This window comes from Bacillus sp. NMTD17 (assembly GCF_002998735.1).
Taxonomy (GTDB): Bacteria; Bacillota; Bacilli; order Bacillales; family Bacillaceae; genus Bacillus.
Genome location: NZ_PVRH01000006.1, coordinates 56872 through 80084, shown reverse-complemented (window position 1 = coordinate 80084; position 23213 = coordinate 56872). Strand labels below are relative to the sequence as shown.

Annotated in this window: 24 protein-coding genes, 1 pseudogene and 2 other annotated features; of the genes and pseudogenes, 12 read left to right on the top strand and 13 right to left on the bottom strand. The window is 39.6% G+C overall.

The window, feature by feature from the left end; all coding sequences use genetic code 11:
• Positions 1–89: 89 nt before the first annotated feature.
• Positions 90–1271 (bottom strand): MFS transporter, encoded by a 1182-nt coding sequence (locus tag C6347_RS16550; protein ID WP_106043726.1) that lies wholly within the window; start codon positions 1269–1271, stop codon positions 90–92.
• A 75-nt stretch (positions 1272–1346) separates the two neighbouring features.
• Between C6347_RS16550 and C6347_RS16545 the strand changes: the two genes are divergently transcribed.
• The 3 genes from C6347_RS16545 (at position 1347) to C6347_RS16535 (ending at position 3706) form a co-directional block, all read left to right on the top strand.
• Positions 1347–1724, top strand: coding sequence for an OsmC family protein (locus C6347_RS16545; RefSeq protein WP_106037179.1), 378 nt, complete (start codon positions 1347–1349; stop codon positions 1722–1724).
• 64 nt (positions 1725–1788) lie between these two features.
• Positions 1789–2856, top strand: a complete 1068-nt coding sequence (cax, locus tag C6347_RS16540; RefSeq protein ID WP_060595776.1) for a calcium/proton exchanger — start codon at positions 1789–1791, stop codon at positions 2854–2856.
• Between the two features lie 67 nt (positions 2857–2923).
• A complete protein-coding gene (locus tag C6347_RS16535) occupies positions 2924–3706 on the top strand; it encodes a YfkD famly protein (RefSeq protein ID WP_060595777.1) in 783 nt (260 codons plus the stop codon).
• Positions 3707–3744: 38 nt separating this feature from the next.
• Here C6347_RS16535 and C6347_RS16530 read toward each other — a convergent pair whose 3' ends face one another.
• From C6347_RS16530 to yfkAB, 9 genes are all read right to left on the bottom strand, one after another.
• A complete protein-coding gene (locus C6347_RS16530; RefSeq protein ID WP_060595778.1) occupies positions 3745–4311 on the bottom strand; it encodes a stage II sporulation protein M in 567 nt (188 codons plus the stop codon).
• Positions 4304–4966 carry an ATP-binding cassette domain-containing protein gene (locus C6347_RS16525; RefSeq protein ID WP_060595779.1) on the bottom strand — a complete coding sequence of 221 codons (663 nt, stop codon included), beginning with the start codon at positions 4964–4966 and terminating at the stop codon, positions 4304–4306. The genes C6347_RS16530 and C6347_RS16525 overlap by 8 nt, the downstream gene beginning before the upstream one ends.
• 14 nt (positions 4967–4980) lie before the next feature.
• Positions 4981–6537, bottom strand: coding sequence for a hypothetical protein (locus tag C6347_RS16520; RefSeq protein ID WP_106037178.1), 1557 nt, complete (start codon positions 6535–6537; stop codon positions 4981–4983).
• An 18-nt stretch (positions 6538–6555) separates the two neighbouring features.
• Positions 6556–7125: a YIP1 family protein gene (locus C6347_RS16515; protein ID WP_159049986.1), complete on the bottom strand. Its 570-nt coding sequence runs from the start codon at positions 7123–7125 to the stop codon at positions 6556–6558.
• Between the two features lie 64 nt (positions 7126–7189).
• On the bottom strand, positions 7190–7387 hold the full coding sequence (locus tag C6347_RS16510) for a hypothetical protein (RefSeq protein ID WP_024425263.1): 198 nt from the start codon (positions 7385–7387) through the stop codon (positions 7190–7192).
• 460 nt (positions 7388–7847) lie between these two features.
• Complete coding sequence (locus C6347_RS16505) at positions 7848–8567, bottom strand: YebC/PmpR family DNA-binding transcriptional regulator (protein ID WP_012009270.1); 720 nt, start codon at positions 8565–8567, stop codon at positions 7848–7850.
• A gap of 131 nt (positions 8568–8698) precedes the next feature.
• Positions 8699–9100 carry a nuclear transport factor 2 family protein gene (locus C6347_RS16500; protein ID WP_060595781.1) on the bottom strand — a complete coding sequence of 134 codons (402 nt, stop codon included), beginning with the start codon at positions 9098–9100 and terminating at the stop codon, positions 8699–8701.
• Between the two features lie 101 nt (positions 9101–9201).
• On the bottom strand, positions 9202–10038 hold the full coding sequence (locus tag C6347_RS16495; RefSeq protein WP_060595782.1) for a mechanosensitive ion channel family protein: 837 nt from the start codon (positions 10036–10038) through the stop codon (positions 9202–9204).
• A gap of 7 nt (positions 10039–10045) precedes the next feature.
• Entirely contained in the window at positions 10046–11167 is a 1122-nt protein-coding gene (gene yfkAB, locus C6347_RS16490) for a radical SAM/CxCxxxxC motif protein YfkAB (protein WP_060595783.1), read from the bottom strand.
• A 146-nt stretch (positions 11168–11313) separates the two neighbouring features.
• Between yfkAB and C6347_RS16485 the strand changes: the two genes are divergently transcribed.
• Together C6347_RS16485 and pdaA are read left to right on the top strand one after the other, a co-directional pair.
• Positions 11314–11505 (top strand): SE1561 family protein, encoded by a 192-nt coding sequence (locus tag C6347_RS16485; protein WP_044139757.1) that lies wholly within the window; start codon positions 11314–11316, stop codon positions 11503–11505.
• A 101-nt stretch (positions 11506–11606) separates the two neighbouring features.
• Entirely contained in the window at positions 11607–12398 is a 792-nt protein-coding gene (gene pdaA / locus C6347_RS16480) for a delta-lactam-biosynthetic de-N-acetylase (protein ID WP_106037176.1), read from the top strand.
• A gap of 34 nt (positions 12399–12432) precedes the next feature.
• Here the strand turns inward: pdaA and C6347_RS16475 are convergent, their stop codons facing one another.
• The 3 genes from C6347_RS16475 to C6347_RS16465 form a co-directional block, all read right to left on the bottom strand.
• A complete protein-coding gene (locus C6347_RS16475; protein WP_106031332.1) occupies positions 12433–12924 on the bottom strand; it encodes a DUF2716 domain-containing protein in 492 nt (163 codons plus the stop codon).
• Positions 12925–12956: 32 nt separating this feature from the next.
• On the bottom strand, positions 12957–13916 hold the full coding sequence (corA, locus tag C6347_RS16470; protein WP_060595785.1) for a magnesium/cobalt transporter CorA: 960 nt from the start codon (positions 13914–13916) through the stop codon (positions 12957–12959).
• A 132-nt stretch (positions 13917–14048) separates the two neighbouring features.
• Complete coding sequence (locus C6347_RS16465) at positions 14049–14555, bottom strand: hypothetical protein (RefSeq protein WP_060595786.1); 507 nt, start codon at positions 14553–14555, stop codon at positions 14049–14051.
• 432 nt (positions 14556–14987) lie between these two features.
• On the opposite strand from C6347_RS16465, the gene C6347_RS16460 reads away from it, so the two are divergent.
• The 7 genes and pseudogenes from C6347_RS16460 (at position 14988) to C6347_RS16430 (ending at position 22611) form a co-directional block, all read left to right on the top strand.
• Positions 14988–15857, top strand: coding sequence for a DNA-3-methyladenine glycosylase family protein (locus C6347_RS16460; protein ID WP_060595787.1), 870 nt, complete (start codon positions 14988–14990; stop codon positions 15855–15857).
• 102 nt (positions 15858–15959) lie between these two features.
• Complete coding sequence (rlmD, locus tag C6347_RS16455) at positions 15960–17345, top strand: 23S rRNA (uracil(1939)-C(5))-methyltransferase RlmD (RefSeq protein ID WP_060595788.1); 1386 nt, start codon at positions 15960–15962, stop codon at positions 17343–17345.
• 134 nt (positions 17346–17479) lie between these two features.
• On the top strand, positions 17480–17890 hold the full coding sequence (locus tag C6347_RS16450; protein WP_060595789.1) for a DUF6508 domain-containing protein: 411 nt from the start codon (positions 17480–17482) through the stop codon (positions 17888–17890).
• A gap of 216 nt (positions 17891–18106) precedes the next feature.
• Positions 18107–18934, top strand: a complete 828-nt coding sequence (locus tag C6347_RS16445) for a MerR family transcriptional regulator (RefSeq protein WP_060595790.1) — start codon at positions 18107–18109, stop codon at positions 18932–18934.
• 26 nt (positions 18935–18960) lie between these two features.
• Positions 18961–20148, top strand: coding sequence for an MFS transporter (locus tag C6347_RS16440; protein ID WP_060595791.1), 1188 nt, complete (start codon positions 18961–18963; stop codon positions 20146–20148).
• A 191-nt stretch (positions 20149–20339) separates the two neighbouring features.
• Positions 20340–21192: pseudogene (locus C6347_RS16435) on the top strand (DNA alkylation repair protein).
• A 234-nt stretch (positions 21193–21426) separates the two neighbouring features.
• Positions 21427–22611 carry a DUF1835 domain-containing protein gene (locus C6347_RS16430; protein ID WP_106031328.1) on the top strand — a complete coding sequence of 395 codons (1185 nt, stop codon included), beginning with the start codon at positions 21427–21429 and terminating at the stop codon, positions 22609–22611.
• A 74-nt stretch (positions 22612–22685) separates the two neighbouring features.
• Positions 22686–22909, top strand: a binding site (T-box leader).
• 36 nt (positions 22910–22945) lie between these two features.
• Positions 22946–23170, top strand: a binding site (T-box leader).
• Positions 23171–23213 lie beyond the last annotated feature (43 nt).

Here is a 23213-nt window from a genome sequence, read left to right as displayed (position 1 = left end):
CCTAAGCACAAAACAAGCGGCAGTGCGAACGGGCAAAATGGATATCACTAAATGAAAAAACTCCTCTGCATAGCGCAGGGGAGTTTTTTTCATTTAGAAATGGATGCATTGGAACTTTCAACCACTGCTGCCGTTCGCCCAAATCGAACGCAGAAAAACACGAATAATATCACGATGCTGACAAGGTAAAGTAAATTCATTCCTTCAAACGTTTGCACAAAGATTCCACCGAGAACAGGCCCGAGAATACTCCCCGCACTAAACGCCATCCCGCACATCAAATTTCCAGCAGGAAGCAGATGCTTTGGCAATAAGTCGGTCATATAACTGATGCCAAGTGAGAAGGTAGAGCCTACAGCCATTCCGGCAATAAAGAAACAAATCGCAACAGCCAAAACCGATTGAATGAAAATTCCTGCTAGTAGGAAAAAGAAAGACCCGACGAGTGTGACACATAAAATGATGCGGCGCCTGCCAAACCGGTCGCTGAGCATCCCGAGAGGTAGCTGAAAGACAATACTTCCAATGGCAAACGCAGGTAAAATAAACGCCACTGCATCCACTGTTACCCCGCTTCTAAGTGCATACACAGGGAAGTTGCTATTGAGTGTCGTTTCTAAAAAGCCATAGCAAAACGGCATCATAAAGGCGACCCAGCCAAATTGAAAGGCTTTCTTAAAGCGCTTCAAACTGTTTGTCTGCTCTGACGTCTGCACTTCGCCCGTATCTGGATATGTATTTTTCAAAACAAAAACAAGCAGCCAAATACATAAACTAACGGCACCAGAAACAATGAAAGGTAAAGATGGGTTGATTTCAATGAGTGGTGTTAAAAAAGGTCCAGCGGCAAAACCGAGTCCAAAGGATAACCCATACAATGAAATATTTCGCCCGCGATTTCTCGATGACGACGCATAGGTCACCCACGTCTGTGTAGAGAAATGCAGCATATGATCACCAATCCCGATCATGAGCCGCAGGAAGAACCAGACGACATAAGATTCAAAAAACACAAAGCTAAACAAGCTTAAAAAGACAGCAGCGCCCCCAATGACAATTAACGGCTTAAACCCAAACCGGCGAAGCGGCGCTTCCATAAAGGGAGATGCTAGCAGCACGCCAAGATATAAGCCTGTGGCATGCAGACCGTTTAACGTAGGAGAAGTGCCGGCATGTTCAAAAATAATCGAAATGACAGGCAATAATGCTCCCTGCGAAAAACCAGATACAGATACAAGTAAAATTAAAATCATAAAGTGAATTCTCGACATAAGAAGCTCCTTACAAGTTCATATTTTCATCGTACAATGGAACCATAGGGGTTTCAATAGAAAGGTGGAAAAGGAATGAAACTGATATACGAAACGGACCGGTGGATTGCGGGAACAGATGAAAAGCAGCTGTATATCTCAGGAAAAGAAGAAATGGGGTACAGGCCATCTCAATTGTTCACCTCAGCTATTGCAGGCTGCTTTGGAGAAATGCTCATTCATGTATGCCGGAAAAAGCGAATATCCTGTGAAGGGCTGTCGATCACACATGAAACGACAAGAGCAGGAGCTGTAAACAAAATCTCCCGTATTCATTTACATATCATTTTTGAACACATCAATACATCTAAAGAACAAATAGATAAAGTCATCACAATTGCTTTGAAGCATTGTTCGATGGTGCAGTCTGTGAAAGGAAGTATTGAGGTCACCTTCTCACACGAACGAATCTAAATGTATATGATGCCGGCACTCACGAAAGAATAACAATCAGACATATGTAAAGGAGAATGGCTGTATGAATCGTTTGTTTCTTGTGATTGTCGCAATTGGTGTGCCGCTATCGGTCATTGGCAGTTTTCTTCATTTCCCGCAGGTCATCATGTTTGCCGTGTATTGTATCGCCATTATTGGTCTTGCTAGTTTTATGGGAAGAGCCACAGAAAGTCTTGCCATCATAGCGGGCCCAAGAATTGGCGGGCTTTTAAACGCCACATTTGGAAATGCGGTAGAGTTAATTATTTCATTTTTTGCATTAAAGCAAGGACTGACAGCTATTGTACTTGCTTCATTAACTGGATCAGTTATCGGAAACTTACTGCTTGTGGCGGGGCTGTCTTTTTTCGTTGGCGGATTAAAATATAAGCGCCAAGTGTTCAATGTCCACGATGCAAGGCACAACTCGGGCTTGCTCATGTTTGCCATTATTGTGGCGTTTGTCATTCCAGAAGTGTTTTCGGTGGAGATGGCTGAGGATAAACAATTTGTTTTAAGCATTGGAATTAGCATTGTGATGATTTTGCTTTATGTCGCAGCGCTCTATTTCAAACTGGTCAGCCACCGCGGAGTCTATGTTGCCAAGCTGGAGAGCATGGACGGGGAAGCGGAGACGGAAGAAGAAACACCTGAATGGTCTGGTAAGTTTGCCACTGTGATTTTGCTGCTTGCGACGATTGCCGTTGCGTACATTTCAGAGCGCCTCGTCCATACATTTGATACGGTGGGAGAACAATTTGGCTGGAGTGAGCTGTTTATCGGAGTCATTATTGTGGCCATCGTCGGAAATGCCGCAGAACATGCCTCAGCTGTCATCATGGCGTATAAAAACAAAATGGATGTCGCGGTGGAAATTGCTTTTGGCTCAACGCTTCAGGTTGCCATGATGGTCGCGCCAATCCTTGTCATCAGCTCTCTTTTTTTCAATAAGCAGATGCCGCTCATTTTCTCTTTACCAGAGCTCATTGCGATGGCATCCGCTGTGTTACTCACGGTCATTTTATCAAATGATGGTGATACAAACTGGTTTGAAGGCGCCACATTACTTGCTGCCTATTTCATTATGGCGATTGGATTTTTCCTTTTATAATCTTTTGTGGATAAGGGACGTCTTTGCGGAAAATACTATGGAAAAATGAATGAGAAAGAGTGATGATATGAAAAAGATGCCCCGCATCATGTTTGTTGTTCTCTTATCCTTAAGTTTTCTATACAGCTTTCCAGCGGAGGCGGCGAAGCCATTTAAGGTGCCATCGTCTGTCGCTAGTATCTCAAAGGAGAATACGTATCCGAACGCGTCACAGGATCAGCCCCTGCTCCAGCCGAGCGAGCTGACAGCTGAATTGTTCAAAACAACGAATGTACCGATTGAAAATACCCATTTGATCAAAATGCTGAATGAATCCAGCATTTCAGGGACGCCATTAGCGGTTGGATACCGCGCGACCATTTTCCTTGGAAGATGGGCACTGAGCTACGATTCAAACGAAACGGTTGCCAACTGGGAATACAAAAAAGTGAATATGAACCATATTGATAACAGAGGCGGCAACAAAACTGCCATTGGAAAATACGTTCAAAAGCAGCAAGTGAAAGTGAGCGGCGGGCTCACAGCAAAGGTGCCAAACCCGGAAGATGTGAAAACATTGATGATGCAAAAAGCCATTCAAAAAACAAAGCTGCCCCTCGCTTTTGACACAGTGATTGGCGCAGGAACAAAACGAGATCAGTCGTACCATGTATCTCCGAAAAAAGCAGCTTCGCTTCATGCCTATGCACCAGCGATTAACGAAAAAGGAAAGGTGACATACGGAGAAGTGTACCTTGTGCTCAAAGGAAATAAACGCAAACTCGTCGTAAAAAACGTGACCTCACAAGGAATCGGCGCTTGGATTCCTGTTCAGGATCACCTGACGTTTGGGTTTCAAGGGATGAATTAACATAGTAAAACCCCCTCTTTCACTATAGAAGAGGGGGTTTAATTTGTCGTAAAGTTATTAATGTCAGGCGTGATATAAAACTCTATGATGGCCGAGAAAAATAATAGTATAGTTACTAGCACAAGCCCTGTACAAGTAATTTTACATATATTTTTAAAATTTATTTTCTTCTTTTTATCAAACAATAAAAGGATGGCCTCTTTCAGAAGGATAAAACCAATACCACCAGAAATCATAATAGCCATCAATTCGCTTATACCATGAGGTAAGATGAGAAGTAATGATTGTAAAGGATGCATTAAATACGGAATCGAAATTTTAAAAGCTCCACCAATCATTAATCCATTGATAAACAATATGTATACACTAGATAAACCAAAAGTAACCATTCCAACTATCATCATGATACATATAGATAAATTTTGAAAGAAATAATCAAAAAAATGACGTTGATCATTTATTCTAACAATATCCTCTGAATAATCTCCGTTTGTCATATAAAATCCCATGACCATTCCAATTGTTATGAAGAAAATAGAAGGTAAAATAAGCACTTTTAAAGCATGGTAAAAATCTTTTAAGTAACTCTTAATTGCTTTACTCATCAGTAAACAGCTCTTTTAAATTTTCTGTCGTCACGTTTGTTAATTGCTGATTCCGAAGAAGATATGTAGAGTGACTGAGCTCTTCAACAAAATCTAAAGTATGTGATGAAAAAAGCACACTTCCAAATTGAAGAAATTCTTTTAGCTTCTGAACTAATTTAATACAACTAGATGGATCTAGCCCATTAAAGGGTTCATCTAAAATAAGTAATCGAGGTTTTAATAAAAGAGCAAGTGAAATAGCTAATTTCATTTTCATTCCTTTAGAATAGTCTCTAATTAATTTGTTGGACAGGTAGTCAAGTTCAAAGAATGAAAGCATAGTATTGATTTCTGTTGAGTCTAACTTTTTGTTGTAGAGTCTAGAAACAAAATTGATATACTCGGATGCAGTTAAGTATTCATATACAAGAGAATCATCAGGTACAAAGAAAAGGTGACTTGAATAATGACGATCCTTAGGTTGCTTATCTAAAAAGCGGATAACGCCATCATCAGTTAATCGTATGCCACAAATGATCTCAAATAGAGTCGTTTTTCCTGCGCCGTTTTTTCCTATAATACCAACAGAATCATGTGGCTTAACATGAAGAGACAAATCATGGAGAATGGATTTGTTGTTAATTTGGACATGAATATTATCTAACTTTAACATTTTACTTCCCCTTTTTACTTACTTAAATTAAGAAATTGTATCTTAAGACTAGAGATTTTCAAAATAATAAAAATAAATATCAAATAAATCAATGTAGAGATAATAAAAGCAAGGTAATGCTGTTTATCAAATATGATTAGCATCAGTCCTTCCAGCAAAAAACAAAATAGAATTAGCAAATTCGCAGTCATTTTTGCTTTGCTTGAAGGAAGATTACTTACAAAATTTCTTTTAAATTCTGGATAACTAATGCTTGATAAGAAATAAATACAATTGAATAAGATCATTTGTGTTATTGCCATAACACAAATGAAAATAAAGAAAGGGAAAGACATTTGAAATATGATTGCAGCTATTGTAAAAAGGATAATGAACAGCGTGATATTAATTGAACTAGAGAGAATAATGTGACTTCGTACGATGAATTTGGGATGAATCCCAGTCAATTTCAGAAGTTGAAAACGTGCACCATGAAAATCGATGCTTGCGAGAAAGCAATATGTATCTGATAACATTTTAACAATGGCAGCTGACAGAATGATAAAAACTAAACTCTCATTAGCATTCATAAATGTTGGTATTCTATAATAAAGCAAATATAAAATAAGTATGATAGAAAATAGCGAGCTAAATAAAGGCAAGTATGTCATAATAATTTCTTGTTTTCTTTGTCTTTTGATGTAAGCAATCATTAACTGGATGAGAGACAGCTCCTTTCTTTCATGAAAGGAAAGGTGAGAAATCATTGTTTTAACCTTTCTTTTTTTTGAATTTTCACCAATGAAATGTGCTCTTACCCCATTAGAAAAAGAAGTTCGAATCAATAACATAACGATGATTAATAATGAAATTTGTAAAAAAATGATGAATTTATCTTGGAAAATTGTTGGTAAAACCGCAAAAGGCATTTGGGATATCCAGTTGAAAAACCAATTAAGCATTGAATGAGATTGGAAATCTATTTTGTTGGATAAAAAAATAACAGCTAATATAGACAAAACAAAAATTCTCAGAATTGAAAAAAACAATTGGTATGCTGTCGCAATATAACGGTACCCAATGACAGATAAGTAGAAAACCGCAAATTTCATTATATAAAGAAAGCATACAGAGTTAAGTGTAAATACAATGCCTAAAAAAACCGAACCTATTTGTGAATAATGATATAAAAAAATTGTTGGAATAAGAATTGAAGAGATTAAAACCTCTTTCAAAAATGTGGTTTCAAAATATTTTGCTAGTAACAACTCGTGAAAAGAAAGTGGTGATACAATTAATAATTTCAGGTCATTTTTTGTAGATGTTTTATAAACAGTATTTGTAATGGATTGCTGAATTCCTGTTAATAAAAAAGTAATGATGAAAAAAGTTGATATGTAAAAGATCTCGTTATGTGAAAATAAATGATTGGTATATAATTGAGTCATTATAGTGGTAAAAACTGCGCTGAATAAAAGAATGACGGATAGAGCGACATAAACAAATAAGTCATTCTTTATTTTTAATTTTGGAAGTCGATAGTAAAAAAAAGATTTTTGTCTAAAATAAATATATGTTAGTACATTTCTCATTAGAAAAATGAATCTCCTTTATCTAAAAATATGAGTTATATCACTTCCGAAAAATATAATACATACCTCAATGATTACGAAAATTATCGCAATAGCAATTAATTTTTTTATTTTCATGTTGATTAGTACATGAAAGCCACATATTAACAACATATATCTCCAGATATTAAAGGGATTTATGATAAAGATGGCAAGGGCTGTTAGAAAATGATCGTACTGAGATATATTGGTGTTATCTAAAAATGGAAAGAATAAAAGGCTGATGGCAAAAAAGATTTTTGGCATTTGACTAAATCCATAAATTGAAATGGTCGTTTTGAAACTGATTTCTCTATCTAACATAAAAGTATTTAATAACAAATAGATGGTAAAAGAAGTAATGAAAAAAGTCATTAATGAAAAAAAACTCATACCTAAAGCTATTAAATATAACCACTTGCTTTCCACATGTTCAAAGCGTTCAAAAATGACTTGAATATAAAGTAAGGGTATTAAAGCAGAAAATAATAATGGAAGAGCTATGTTAGGTTTTTTATTAAGAGAGTACATCAATTCTAATGGCTGATAAAAAATCTTGAAAAATCTCATAACGTAAGAACAACCTTTCATTAAAAGAGGAGAGAATCCTCTCCTCTTTGTTAAATCTAGTATACTACCAGTTTATTGCCTGTTTTGTTCCCCACTTTGCGACAGCACCTCTAATAAGTGGGTAAGCAATTGCTCCCCAGCCATACGTAGCACCAGCAAGTCCTATTATCGTTAGAATTCCTAAACCATTATTTACAGCATTAACTATTTCCGTTGCTGTTCCAATAGTTAAAAAAAATTTCGTGGCTACTTCAAATATCAACGTCTACACCCCCTTTCATGACTTTTTGTCCTTTTTGTTTCTTACCTCACTTCTATAAAAGTCAATAACATTAAATAATAACCAAGCAAGGAAAAGGAAATAGATAATTTTTGTAAAGTGAGAGAAGTTGTTAAAGATAAACCCCATAGTAATAAATGGTATGATCATAAATCCAAAATACTGTTTCCACCATATTTTAAAAATAATAACACCACCTAACTTTTATATATAAAATTATGTATTATTTCTCGTAATCACTATAATAGAACTAGACAAAGGAGTAGTAAACCTTTTTTGTTAAATTTTACACAAAAATAGAATATTTAACTTTACTCTATTAAGATACGTTTTTCCTAATTTGAATATAAAGTTTTGCTTTCAAAAGATATTATGAGTTTTAAATAAAAAAGCCATAACATAAGTTTATTTAAATAAACTTATGTTATGGAAAAATTTCCTTTTATTCCCCTAAATCCACATTATGATAAACCTGCTGCACATCTTCAAGCTCTTCTAATACATCGATTAGTTTCTCGAATTGTTCTTTAGATTCATCATCTAATGTCACTTCATTTTGAGGAAGCATTGTGATTTCAGCGACAGTAAATTCTTCGACGCCGGCTTGTTTGAATGCTTCTTGTACTTGATGGAATTGATCTGGTTCAGCGTATACAATCACTGTTTCATCTTCTTCCATGATGTCACGTACATCAACGTCTGCTTCCATTAAAAGCTCAAGCGTTTCTTCTTCACTTTTTCCTTCGACACCGATGACAGCTGTTTGGTCAAACATGTAGGCAACAGAGCCGCTTACGCCCATGTTTCCACCGTTTTTCCCGAATGCCGCACGAACATCTGACGCTGTGCGGTTCACGTTATTGGTAAGGGCATCAACGATCACCATTGATCCGTTTGGACCAAATCCTTCGTAGCGCAGCTCATCGAAATTCTCTTCCGCACCGCCTTTGGCTTTTTCAATGGCACGGTCTACAATGTGTTTTGGGACACTATATGTTTTTGCACGTTCTAGGACAAAACGAAGTGCTTGGTTTGATTCTGGGTTTGGCTCACCTTGTTTGGCAGCCACATAGATTTCACGCCCGAATTTTGCGTAAATACGACTTGTACTGGCATCCTTTGATGCTTTCTTTTCTTTAATGTTGTTCCACTTACGACCCATCTTATTCACTCTCTTTCACTTAGAAAATACACAGTATGAGGGTCCCCATGCTGCATGAAATCATTCTGTTTTCTATTATACATGAATCAGTCAAGAGGATAGAAGTAAGAGGGCTGAAATGAAGAGATTTCTTAGCTGATGTGTCCAAGCTGTTCAAGCGTTTCATGCTGCTTGTGAGATCTCGTCAGCTCGTCGCACCGAATGAACCTGCCATCTAATAACGTGAAAAGAGCCATGACATCAATTAAACCCCGGTCCCCGCTTGCGAGTTCCACATGTACAGTGTAACGAAAACACCCTTGCTGCGTATCTTCATCAAATAACACATCATGAAAAGCGGGGATCTCAAGCTGTTTTGTCAATCCTTTTAATGTGGATAGATGCTTTTTAAACTCATCAAGTGTCGAAACCTTTCCATCAGTCACTTGCTGATAATCAGGTGAAAAATAAGCCTCCACTTTTTCTATATTGAATTTGATTAATACCTCTTCATACATCTCTTTAATAAATGATATCGCTTCTTTTTTTGTCATGAATCAACATCCTCTCTTTATGTTAACCAGTTAACTATAATCCATTATAATTAACTGGTTAACAAAAAACAATCAAAAAAATAACCCCATCATAAATGAGGTTATTTTGCAGGCTGGGGATAAACGAGATCTTCAAGCAATTTGACATCATGCTGATGAAGTTGTTTGATCATTTCTTTTCGGACAGCGAGGGCAGCATCGAAGTATTTTTCGTCTTCGACCATTCCTTTCACTGTGATCTCAATCCCGCGGTTCAGCTTGTTCAGGCCCATAATGCCATGGACTTGAAACGGTTCAATGGCATGTTGAAATTCATCTTTTTTGAGAAAATCATGATGCATCTGATTTAAATTGTCACAGGCCGTTTCGAGTGCTTGAAAGGCTGTATCTGGGTTTTGATTCGCACTAATTAATACAGACTCCGTAATCCGCATGTAGTGCATGTTATAGTTTTGAATTTGCCGGATGTCTCCGTTAGAGATGGTTAACAGCTTGCCGCTCCATTCTCTAATTTGCAGAGAGCGGAGACCAATCTCTTCAATCGTTCCATTAAAGAGGTTATTCACTGTCACATAATCCCCTTTATGAATCTGACGTTCATAGATCAGAAAAATGCCTGCTAAAATATCGCGAATCAGTGTCTGGGCGCCAAAACCGATGACGATCCCAGCAACACCAGCACCTGCAAGGATTTTTCCGAAATCATGAAAGAAGAGAGAAATGACATACATTACAAAGCAAATTGAAGCGGTGTATTTTGTAACAGATTTGACCAAGCTCTCGATCGTTTTTTTCTTCTTGTCCTCTATAAACTCCGTTCGTTTAAAGAAAATTTGAAGCGCTTTGTTAATCATAAAGACGGCAAGCCAAAGAACGAGTCCCACAAGGAGAATTTCAATGTATTTGTTCTTGACTATTGTCAGAAAAGTATCGTCCATCTATCGGTTACCCCCTGGCTGTACGAGAAGTAAAATCAACATCTTGATAATAGCTGTTTTTCACAAGAACATTCGGACCGAGGCATTGTACGCTTGGACAATGGCAATTCAGCTCTTTTGCTAATTTTGTGTCCATCCAGCGTGAATAAGCAGATTGCAATGTATCAGTAGCAATGTTTCCAAGCGGCGGTGTATCGCCAAAGTCTGTCACAATAATATTCCCATCAAAAATATTCACATTCAAACGTGAGCGGCCGTCAGGGTCATTTCGTACCGTGACATGTTTCTCCTGACGCAATCGCTTGAGGAGGCGCTGATCTTCTTCATCTGTGCTGCAAGAATAAAATGGCAGGGTGCCAAACAGCATCCATGTGTCTTGATCACGAATATCAAGCAGCTGATGAATCGCATCACGCATTTGCGGAAGCGACAATGATTCAAGGGCGCTGGCAAAATCACTTGGGTACATTGGGTGAACTTCGTGGCGCTGGCATTTCATTTCCTCCACGATTTGCCGGTGGATGTGTTCAATATATGGAAGCGTGCGCTTATTCAGCATGGTTTCAGCAGATACGGTAACACCTGCTTTGACAAGTGCCCGGCTATTTTCAATCATGCGGTTAAATAATTTCTCGCGCTGCTCAAAGGTTGGTTTTCTGTCCATCATCGCAAAACCGACCGTTGCAAACTCTTCGACAGTTCCCCAGTTATGTGAGATGTGAAGGACATCTAAGTATGGAATAATTTCTTCATATCGCGCCAAATCAAGTGTTAAGTTTGAATTGATCTGTGTACGGACGCCGCGTTCATGGGCATACTTTAATAAAGGGACGACATATTCCCGCACAGATTTGAGAGAAAGCATAGGCTCTCCGCCTGTAATACTGATTGAGCGCAGAAGCGGAACTTCATCTAAACGGCGAAGCAGTAAATCAAGCGGCAGTGCATTCGGGTCCTTAGGCTGTAAGGTATAGCCGACCGCACAGTGCTCACATCTCATGTTACACAACGTCGTTGTTGTAAATTCGATATTTGTCAGCTTCATCTCTCCGTAATCCTGCACATCGAGATAGGCTTCCCAAGGGTCGTATGCAGGTGTAATCGGACGAAGTGCTGTTTTTTGGTTCATGGTATCTATCTCCTTTTCATTCGGGCAAACGTAGACCCGCCAACAGTTAATTTTAAGCCCCATCACCGTTATACGCAAGTGGGGCATCATTGATTTACAAGGGGAAAAAAGATAAGCTAGAAACAAATGCTAAAGGGAGTGTATCTATGGGCAAGGCAGCAGACAGCAAAGAGCAGCAGGTTGATTATTTAAAGAACCGATTAGATATGTTTATGAATGTGATTGATTCATTAGATCCTGAATCAACAGATGTTGAGGATATAGACAGACTGATCCAGATGATTGACGACCTAGAAGCGAAATATGAACGGTTTAAAAGCGATTGGAAGGAAGAATAGCTCGCGCAGTGCGGGCTTTTTTCTTTAATTTGGCAGGTGAATCAGTGTATGAGTCTCGGTCTTATTCTGCACAATAGAAGAAAAACCGGGAAGTGACGTAAATGAAAAAATACATGCTCATCTGTTTATGTGCGCTTTTTGTATCCATGCCTCTCTCAGAAGCGGAAGCCGTGTCTAATAAGCCCGTCCATTGGGGATTTGCGAAAAGCAAAGAACACAAGCCAGCAGATGCGGGTAAAGAATTGAACGTCCTTTTAAAAAAGTATGATGCCTTTTATTTAGGAAACACGAAAAAGAAAGAGATTTATTTTACCTTCGACAATGGCTATGAAAATGGGTACACGCCGAAGATCTTAGATGTGCTGAAAAAACATCAAGTACCAGGCACCTTTTTTGTGACAGGGCACTTTGTAAAGGATCAGCCTGAGCTCGTCAAACGTATGGCAGAGGAAGGTCATATCATTGGCAACCACTCCTATCACCATCCAGATTTAACAACAAAGAGTACGAAAGAAATCAAAGAAGAGCTGGACCGTGTCAATGAAGCCGTGTACAAAATCACTGGAAAACAAGACAACCTCTATCTTCGTCCGCCGCGCGGTGTATTCAGTGAAAGAGTGCTGAAGGAAACAAAAGAGCTCGGCTACCAAACCGTTTTCTGGTCAGTAGCGTTTGTGGACTGGCATATTCATCATCAAAAAGGAAAACAGTATGCCTACGATCAAATGATGAAGCAGGCGCACCCAGGTGCCATTTACTTACTTCATACCGTCTCAAGAGACAATGCAGAGGCATTGGATGATGCCATCACGGCCCTGAAAAAACAAGGTTATTCCTTTAAAAGCCTAGACGATCTCATGCTTGAAAAAGTATGGCATCTCCCTCATCTATAGAAAAAAGCTTGCAGAAGACCTGCGAGCTTTTTCTTTATCCTTCTCTTATTTTACACTGAAACAAAATCGGATGATGGCGCGTGAAAGAGTCAATCAAGCCCTCACCGAAAATCGTGATACTTTGCTCCCAAGGATGTCCTAGCAAGCCCCAATGCATCTCCTTTGATAAAAAGAAATCATAATCCCCGTTAGGAAGCACAGGCACTGTCCATTCTCCAAATACATCTTTTTCAAATGAGCCGTATGGTGTGATCCAGTAGCATTCGTGCTGCCAATCGAGTGCCAGCATATATTCGTCTGTTCTCATATGCTCCTGAAAAGCAAGTAATGCTTTCTCTTCAAGGTCTTCCTCCGCATGTAGAAGGGAAGGGTCCTCAAAATAAACAGAGATATCATATGTAATATAAGGAGATGGTACGTGGAATGAGGGAAAACGAGAGATGCTTGGATTAAATTTGAAATCTCGATAGAACGTCTTCCATACCAGCTTTAGTTCTTGATGAGTCAATGGAATCCAGTTTTCCACCTTAACCGCCCCCAAGCTATTCTCTCAACAAATTATTTGAAAATGCGGAACCACCCTTTATGCTTAAACCACAAAAGCATACCCGAGACGAGCAGACCCATGAAAATCAGCACCCCAAAATAGCCATACTTCCAGTGTAATTCAGGCATGTTATCAAAGTTCATTCCGTACACCCCAACAATAAAGGTCAGTGGGATAAAAATGGTCGACACAATGGTCAATGTCATCATGATCGCATTCATTCGATTGGAATTCAGCGTCTGATAGCTGTCTCGTAAATCGGCCGTCATATCACGGTTTGACTCGACGATCTCGGTTAGTTTCAAAAGGTGATCATAAATATCATTGAAATATGCTTGCCGGTTCGTATCGCTTCTCATCGTATTTGTGTTGACAATACGATATAAAAGGTCCCTCATCGGGATAATCGTTCTTCGCAGCTTGAGCAAATCGGATCGAATTCCGAATACTTCGTTCATCAGCGTTCCATATGTTTTATGACCTTCTTCATCCTCAATTTCATTCAGCCTGTCCTCAATTTGATAAATGATTGGGAAATAATCATCGGTAAGCTGATCAATCAGCATATAAGCAATATGCTCAGGTCCGCTATTTCGGGTTTTGTCAGATTCTTTGAGCTTTCGAATGACACGATCAATGTATGGCGCTTCCTTCAAATGAAAGGTCACGATATAATTGTCACCGACAAACAGATCGATTTCCTCAGATCGAAGCGTCTTTTGATTCAGGGCATGAAGCACGAAAAATAAATATCCTTCATAAAAATCAAGCTTCGGCCGCTGTAAATAATGGAAGCAATCCTCAATCGCAAGCGGATGGAACTGAAAGTATTCCTTCAAAAGCGCTGCTTCCTTTTCCGTTGGCGCATGGAAATCAATCCAGTACCAGGCGATATCGGGGCTTGAAAGCTGCTGTAATGTTGCATGTTCAATCAAGTCGCCGTTTTTTGTCACTGCAATTTTTTTCAGCATGTGCACCCCTCCAGACTTGCATTATATCATGAAGCAGCACCGGTGAACTTATACGTGTTCTGCATAAAAAAGCCGATCTCATTACTGAGATCGGTCCAATGTGCGTGTATGATTGATGGGTAAAACCGAGAATTAAGGACGACGGAAGTTGACGAAACCACCGTTACGGTCGAACCAGCCTCTAAACGCCCAGTTGATGTAGCCGCCGTCACCTTTGTTTGTGAAAGATCCATTTTCAAATACCCAAACTCCGTAAGTAATGCTTCCGTATTTCACAGTAGCAAACGTTTTGACTCCGTTGAAACGAGTCTCATAACCTTGGCTTAAGTTAAATACCATGACATTGTATTTTGAGCCCGCAGCATAGAAAGCAGACTCCATTAGTCCTTTGACAAAGCCTTCACGGTTTGTGTTAGCATTTGCAGCATTGATTAATGCATTAGCTATACCAAGTACGTCAAAGTTAATATTAACGTTTCCTGCGGTTGTAGATGCTTTACTTTCAACAGCTTTGTTTAAAACAGTTTGCTGAACAGTAGTTGAAACTGGAGTAGTTTTTTGTTCAGCAGCGTCAGCGAATACTGGTAGTGTCGAAGAAACAGCAGTGGCAAGGGCAACAGAAAGAATGGTTTTTTTCATTGGTCGGATCTCCTTTGTTTTTAAATTTTGGGTCTTTCTTTTCGTAAAAAGTGAAACTAGGTGAAGCCGGTTATCAATGAGGTAAAATATGGTCCTGCAAGATAAAACAAATGATTGCCTAATCAGCTAATTCCTTTGTTCACCTCCTTGATATGTCATAATTATACAAATGTTTTCGGAATAGAAGATATCACCCAGAGGTTCTATTTCTAATTTAAGGTAAATGATCCTAAAATATTGAAGGATGCTGTCGTATTTTAGCTGAATTCGACTAAAAATGTTTCTTCATCCAAAAGGAAAATGACCGTAAATAAGGAAGATATAACTGATAAATTCTTGTACTCTTTATGTTTAAAAGTATTCAATATGGAGAATCATTCATGCAAAGTGAAACAATCGCATCTGCGTGTTTGCAGAAAGGAAGAGGAAAACATGTGGGAAAAAGAGCTGGTGGTGGAGCCGCCGTATCATTTCGATCAAGTGCTCAGACGCTTATCAAGTGATCCATTAAAAGCAGTCGATTTGAATAAACGAGAAATCAAAGTACCAATTAGGTTAGAACAAAAACCATACGTTGTCGTCGTTCAAGCCACCGGAACAAAAGAAGCGCCCACGTTTCGGGTGCAAGGAAAAGGTCCTGAGGAACCTCTCATATGTGAGGTGAAGCGGATATTTGGCATGAAGCATCAATTACACGCTGTGCATGAGCATTTTTCTCAAACGAATTTAGCGTCCATATTTGAGCGTCATGTCGGGACACCGCTCATGCTGGATTTTCATTTATATCATTGTTTGATGAAATGCATCATTCATCAGCAGCTCAATCTGGCGTTTGCTTATGAGCTCACGAAACGGTTTGTTCATACGTACGGCGAGCAAATAGAAGGCGTTTGGTTTGATCCTTTACCGGAAACCATCGCCTCACTTGAAACAGAGGATTTGAGAAAGCTCCAATTTAGTCAGCGGAAAGCGGAATATGTCATTGATGTATCGAAGCGAATTGTGAGCGGCTCTCTTTGTTTAGAAGAATTACACGATTTAACTGATCTGGAGGTGGAAGAACGTCTTCTTCCGATTAGAGGAATTGGCCCTTGGACAGTTCAAAATGTGCTCATGAATGGGCTTGGAAGACCAAATCTCTTTCCGATGGCAGATATCGGTATTCAAAACGCCATCAAGCGGCACTTTGACCTGCCTGAAAAGCCGACAAAAGAAGAAATGGCAGCATTAAGCAAGGAGTGGACCCCGTATTTAAGCTACGCTTCTTTATATTTATGGAGAAGCATTGAGACAGATAAATAAATGAAAGGGATTTTCTCTCTTTGTCCAAGTCATGATATACTAATGAGATGGAATAAAATGAAGACAACCTATCAAGGGTTCAGATAGAACGGAGAGAATGAAGTGAAGGAAAAACAGCAAGGTGCCCTTTTACAAAAGGGACAGCAGTTCCCGCTTACCATTAAACGCCTTGGCATTAATGGGGAAGGGGTCGGTTATTTTAAAAAGCAAGTGGTCTTTGTCCCGGGTGCGCTTCCAGGCGAAGAAGTGGTTGTGGAAGCAACGAATGTCCAAGCAAAATATGCAGAAGGTACGGTTAGAAAAGTCCGAAAGCGCTCCGAGCATCGAGTGAAACCGCCATGCCCAGTATACGAGCAGTGCGGAGGCTGTCAGCTACAGCATTTGGCATACGAGCAGCAGCTAAAGGAAAAACGAGATATTGTCATTCAATCAATAGAACGACATACGAAGCTATCAGTTGAAAAACTAGATATTCGACCAACGATCGGTATGGAAGATCCGTGGCACTACCGGAACAAAAGCCAGTTCCAAGTAGGGCGTTCTCACAGCGGTGACATCATTGCTGGGCTTTATGGACTGAACTCTCATAAGCTTGTACCGATCAAGGAATGTATCGTGCAGCATCCAAATACGAACAAAACAACGGGCGTTGTCCGCAAAATCTTAGAGAAATTCGGTGTATCGGTCTACAATGAACGGACAAGAAAAGGCGACGTACGCTCAATTGTCGTGCGTGTCGGCTTTGAAACAGGGGAAGTACAAGTCGTCCTTGTCACATCGAAACCTGAATTTCCAAAGAAAAAAGAAATCGCCGAAGCCATTCAAAAACGTCTGCCAGAAGTGACGTCCATTATGCACAATGTCAACGGTGAAAAAACGTCGGTCATCTTTGGCCATAAGACATCTCACCTAGCTGGCAACATGGTCATTCAAGAATTTTTAGGAGACGTCTCCTTTGAACTGAGTGCACGTGCTTTCTTCCAATTGAATCCGAAGCAAACGCTAAAGCTTTACGACGAAGCGAAAAAAGCGGCCAAACTGACTGGCAAAGAAAAGGTTGTCGATGCGTATTGCGGCGTTGGAACGATTGGGATGTGGCTTTCAGATGGTGCCAAAGAAGTACGAGGAATGGATGTCATCAAAGAATCGATTGATGATGCCAAGAAAAATGCCAAAAAACACGGCATGAAAAACGCGACCTATGTGACAGGAACAGCGGAACATTGGCTGCCAAAATGGGTCAAAGAAGGCTTCCGTCCTGACGTCATCGTCGTGGACCCGCCAAGAACAGGCTGCGAGCGCACCTTCTTAGACACTGTCAAACAAGTCAAACCAAAACGTCTTGTCTACGTCTCTTGCAACCCATCCACACTAGCAAAAGACCTTGAATACATGTCAAAAGACTACAAAATCGAATACATGCAGCCAGTGGATATGTTTCCGCAAACGGCGCATGTGGAGACAGTTGTATCAATGGTTAGAGTATAAAAAGTGAAGTGAATAAAGACTGTCCGTGATTTGAATACTGGTGTCTAGCTGGTAGGATGATCACGGATTTTTTTATACTGATCCATAGGTGTCGATCAGAGTAAACCATATAAAGGAGATAGAGGAGGATGAAAATGAGTCAATTCGATATTCTAACAAAATACATACCGCTGCTTCAGGAAGATCATATTGGAGAATGGGTAATCGATCAAGAAAATGATGGCACAGCTGAACATCCGATTCAGATGCCCTTTGTGAATTATTCCGAAACGGTTCGTCACTTGATCGAAGATGTTTATACCTTTGCAAAACAACATCAAGAGCTGGAGCTTACCCGCTACAGAGAGATCCTCAAAGAAAATGGGATTGAAGGTGGACCGAACGATATGGAGAATGTGGACATTTCAAATTTAAATGCGCAGTGTGTGCTTGCTCTCATGATGGGGGTTGTAAGAGCCGAACGGTTTAGCGAGGGTGCCATATTCAATTTCTTTAAAAGTGGAGATATTGTAAAGTGCCTGAAAAGATTGGATTGTTTGGGGTAAATGAATAAATTCAAGGGGTGATGGCATGTGCTCCGCTCTTATCAGAAAGCATTCTTTTAAAAGTGAATCGAAAACCTTCGTTTTAGGCACTATTTGAAAATAGTGCTTTTTTGTTTCTACTGAAGCGAATCGACATTTTTAAATTCTTCAGTTGACTTTCCCCTTTACTGAAAGGTTTATACTTTGATCAGATCAACAAAACGGAGGAGATGCAGGATGTTCAAGATCGGCGATTTTTCTATGTTAAGTAAAGTGCCTGTTAAAACCTTAAGATATTATGACCAAATTGATTTATTAAAGCCTAAGCAGATTGATCAAGATTCGGGATACCGATATTACTCAGCTGAGCAGCTGCTTGAGGTCAATCGAATTTTTCTGTACAAGGAATTGGGCTTTACGTTAAAGCAAATGGCTCAGCTTCTTCGGGAAGATATTTCGGTAGAGCAGATTCAGGGCATGTTTCTGCTGAAAGAAAGTGAGATTCAGCAATTGATCGAGAGAGAACAACAGAAATTAGCGCGTATTAAGGAGCGGATGCACCTCATTAAACGAGAGGGGTGTGTTGAAAAAGAACAGGAGGTCATTATCAAATCTGTTGAAAGCAAAAGCATCATGTCTTTTCAATCCAACGGAACTGTTGACGAAATTCCTTCATTCTTTCAAACGTTTCATCATTTATTACTTAAAAATCAACAAGAATCGATCTCGGGACCACAAGTGGTGCTGTGGAGGGAATCAATGGAAAAAGAAAGTGAGTTCGAATTTGAGGTGGGGTATTCCGTCAAATCGTTAAGGGGCACTCTTCCTCAAGGAATCAAGATACGTACGTTACCTGCAGAAGAAACCATGGCGACACTGTTATTTCATTCACATTCTCCATCCGCACAAACTGCTTGTATTGACCTGGCGACATGGATCGAAAATAATGGATACCGCGTGAAAGAAGACCAGCCGGGCCGAGAGATTTATTACCCTTTGTCTGAAAATGAAGAAGGCAGACTCATTGAAATTCAAATTCCTATTAAAGATGAGATCAAATCGTAAACTTTGCCCAAAGGAGAAACGTCACGATGAAAAATAAAACCGTTGTCTATTTACTTGCATTAGCAGCCTTTTTAATTGGAACGATCGAATATATCATTACAGGCATTATCCAGATGGTCGCAGATGATTTACATGTCACGACGTCTGCTGCTGGATTATTGGTCACGTCTTTAGCGCTCTCAGCAGCAATCGGCGCACCGATTGTCATTGCACTCACAATCAATATGGACCGCAGAAAAATATTATCATGGATGCTGATCATTTTTATTTTAAGTAATTTCATCACAAGTGTCAGCCATTCGTTTGAAATGGTGATGATGACAAGGATTTTACAAGGAATCAGTGGGGGGACTGCTATTGTAGTGGCAATGGCTGTTGCGACTCGTCTTGTAGAACGTGAAAAAAGAGGAACAGCCATTGGCATCATTTTAATGGGATTAAGCAGCTCCTTGGTTTTAGGTGTTCCAATCGGGACATTTCTAAGCAGTATGATCGGATGGAAAGCATTATTCGCAACCATTGGATTGATCACGCTTATTCCGCTGATTGTTGTGTATAGGCGAATTCCGTCTATGAAAGAACAAGAACCGGTGACACTTGGTATGCAATTATCGATTTTAAAAGATAAGCGAATATTACTTGCGGTGGCAGTGACGCTATTCTATGTAGGTGGATATTCCACGTTATTTACCTATTTAACGCCCTTCCTGCAAGCATCAGCAAACCTTAGTATCACAGAAATCAGTGGCATTTTATTACTAGCTGGAATATGCAGCTTTTTGGGCTCCAGCCTTGGAGGGATTGCAGCAGATAAAAAGGGCCCAATATTCACGATTTTCTCTGGAATCATTCTGCAAATCATCATGCTCATGCTGCTAGCATTTGTCACAGGGAATCTCGTGGTCATGGTGGCTGTCATCATGATATGGATGATCGCTACATGGAGCACATCACCAGCTCAGCAGCTATATCTTGTAACACTTGTACCAAAATCTCCTGATATCGCATTAAGTGTCAATACATCATTTATTCAATTCGGATTTGCCTTAGGCTCTGGTGTAGGAGGGATTGTGTTAAGCGAAACATCTATATTAAACCTAAGCTGGATCAGTGCTGGAACCGTTTTTCTCGCTTTACTCATGACCATTCTAATGGTGGCGTTTGACCGATTTTCTCAGCGTAAGAGTTTAAAGGTGATCGAGCAAGGAAGCTAACTTAAATTCAATTTTGTATAGAAGGAACTACTTATTTCGGGTAGTTCCTTTTTGATTTGAAGAATGAACCAGTGAAGTTGTTTATTTGCTACAATAGGAGTCAATATCCAAAGAATGAAGGCATCAACAAATTTCTTTTAAAAACGATGAATGTCTAACAAAAGAACTGCTAGACGAGGAGAGAAAATAGAATGCAAATAAGTGAGGATATCATCAATCGAAAAGGCGCTCGAAAGGGGACTGATATCCCTCGTGACGTCTGGACCCTTTTGAATCAGGGAGAGATCGAAAGTGTGAATTTAACTGAATGGCTGGCTGTCAATCAATCATATGACGCTAATACAGCATGTTTTGCCGTCCGTTGGTTTAGACCATTATATAGACGATATTTCATCTGAGATCACTAAACAAAAAGCTGAATCAGGAATGAAAGCAATTCGTCTCATCGGTCAATTGTTAGATGAAGTGCTACACGAAGAGAATGAGGAAAAACAAGCGGAAGTACTACAGGCATTTGCTCACCACGTATCTGATAGCGTTCGCTGTTGGGCTGCTTATATGAACAAACAACACTTATCAACTCTGGAAGAGAAACTTGCGTACATTCAGCCATTTGCAGCTGATCATCATTTTGGTGTACGAGAAATTGCGTGGATGTCAGTGAGAGAAAGCCTCAGTCATCAGCTTGATCAAAGTATAGAATATTTAACAGAATGGGCAAAAAGCGGGGATGAAAATATTCGCCGGTTCTCTGTAGAGTCGATCCGTCCTAGAGGGGTATGGACAAAGCATATTGAGTTATTAAAACAAGAGCCAGAGAGGGCACTGCCTATTCTAAATTTACTCAAATCCGATCCATCAACATATGTTCAAGATTCTGTAGGAAACTGGCTCAATGACGCTAGTAAAACACAGCCAAATTGGGTCATGAACCTTTGCGAACAGTGGTCTAAGGAATCTGATACAAAAGCGACTAGCAGAATTATCAAGAAAGCGAAGAGAACGATTTGTGAAGGGGAATCTGTGAATAAGAGCTTGAACTGAAATCCTTTTTTGAGGGGATTTCTATCTATAAATCATTCAGAAAGAAAAGTCTCAAAGCGAGCTCAGTAAACAGATTGCCCCATTTCGTGGGATATAGTCTCTTCAATTCTGCATTCTATATATATCTTATCCTCTCATTGTCATACTTTTGAATGAAATTGACTCAATAGAATTGACGCAAGAGCCATGAATAGGTGAAGATGAAATAAACTGTAAGATAAAGGGAGACAAATGATGATACATATCGTATTTGGGGCAGCACCTGCCGGTAGTTTAAAACAAGCATTACGTGAAATGAAGCAAGATCAAGTAAATAATATTATCGCCTTTGATGACATTTATTCGATTGGACCCCTTTTGCATTTGCATGAACATGAAGGACAGGAGAAGCGTATAGAGTGGCTGCGTAACGTGATATCAAATGAATTTGGCTATTTTGATGACATGGTCAACGATCAGCATAGAATGCTTCAACAAATAAAAGATATAAAAGATGGTACGCGTATCCTCATCTGGACAGGCAGTAATGCACATGAGCAAATTGGTTTACGATATGCCATCTATTTATTAAAAGAGAAAAACATTGAATTGACTCTACTCAATACAACGACTGCATTTGATCAGCTGTTCAATACAAATACAAGACGAATGGATATTCGCCATGCCGGGGAAATTACAACTGAAAAATTGAAGGTTTTGTACAGATGTAAAGAGCACATTCACGCAGTATCAAAAGAAGAAAGAGAGAAATTACAAAACGAATGGCTTTCATTTGCTAAAGAAAATCATACGCTGCGGATATGGCAAAAAGGAAAAACGATCAGTGTACCAGAAGATGAATTTGATGCTTATTTAGTGAAAATGGCTAAGCGGCTTCATCAGTCCGAGCCAGAAGAGGAGTACATCGTAACTCCACGCTTAATAGGAGAAGTCATTGGTCATTTAGATCAGTATATCGGTGATGATTTTATCGAGTATCGGATAAAGAGATTAATTGATCAAGGCATTTTTGACATGATAGGACGACGAACTTCCATGCGTTATTACTCAATTAAACTGACAGAATTCGGTCAGCACTTCAAAAAATGGGTGTGCTGCCGTGAATTTGAGGATCATCCTTTTGTGAAAATTGAAGGAGATTACGGTGGTGAACCTTTTCATTGTGGGTATTGTCAATGTCATCTAGAAAGAGATGATATACCAATGAGCGATACACTTTTCTCAAAGATTTGGAATTGGAACATACAGTATGGCCGCTGGTTTGACGAAGAGACAGATGATTTGGTGCCAAATGGCGCAGACATGGAAAAGAAATTCAATCAAGAAGGAGAGCGTATCACTGAAGAAGTGAAACGAGCCTTATCCCCTGCGTTTCAAATTGAATACAGCCCAAGTAAATACACGCAACACATCATTTAAAGAATGAATTTCAATTGCTCTGCACAAAATAAAGCTTTACATGTTCTATCATCATCATGTAAGATATGGAGAAATTAAAAGCGAAGAAAAGGACATGAGCCATTTTTACTGGTTACCAGAGAGGGAAGTCACGCTGAAATCTTCCTAACGCAGGAAATGGTCTTACCACCTTTGAGCTGTATTGGGGAAAATTGAAGTATCCAATACCGTCTACGCCACGTTACGGCACCAGAGCCATAAAGCGAATACGCGTTATGGGAATTTGGGTGGAACCACGGATCACACATTCGTCCCTTTATGAGGGATGGGTGTGTTTTTTTGTTCACTCAACTATCATCAGGCTTTGAAAAGGACATGAGCAGCTTTTATCGGTTACTAGAGAGGGAAGTCACGCTGAAATCTTCCCAACGCAGAAAAGTTGTCTTACCACCTTTGAGCTGTATTGGGGAAAATTGAAGTATCCAATACCGACTATGCCACGTTACGGCACCAGAGCCATAAAGCGAAAATGCGTTATGGGAATTTGGGTGGAACCACGGATTACACATTCGTCCCTTTATGAGGGATGGGTGTGTTTTTTTATATCAAAAAATGAAAGGTGT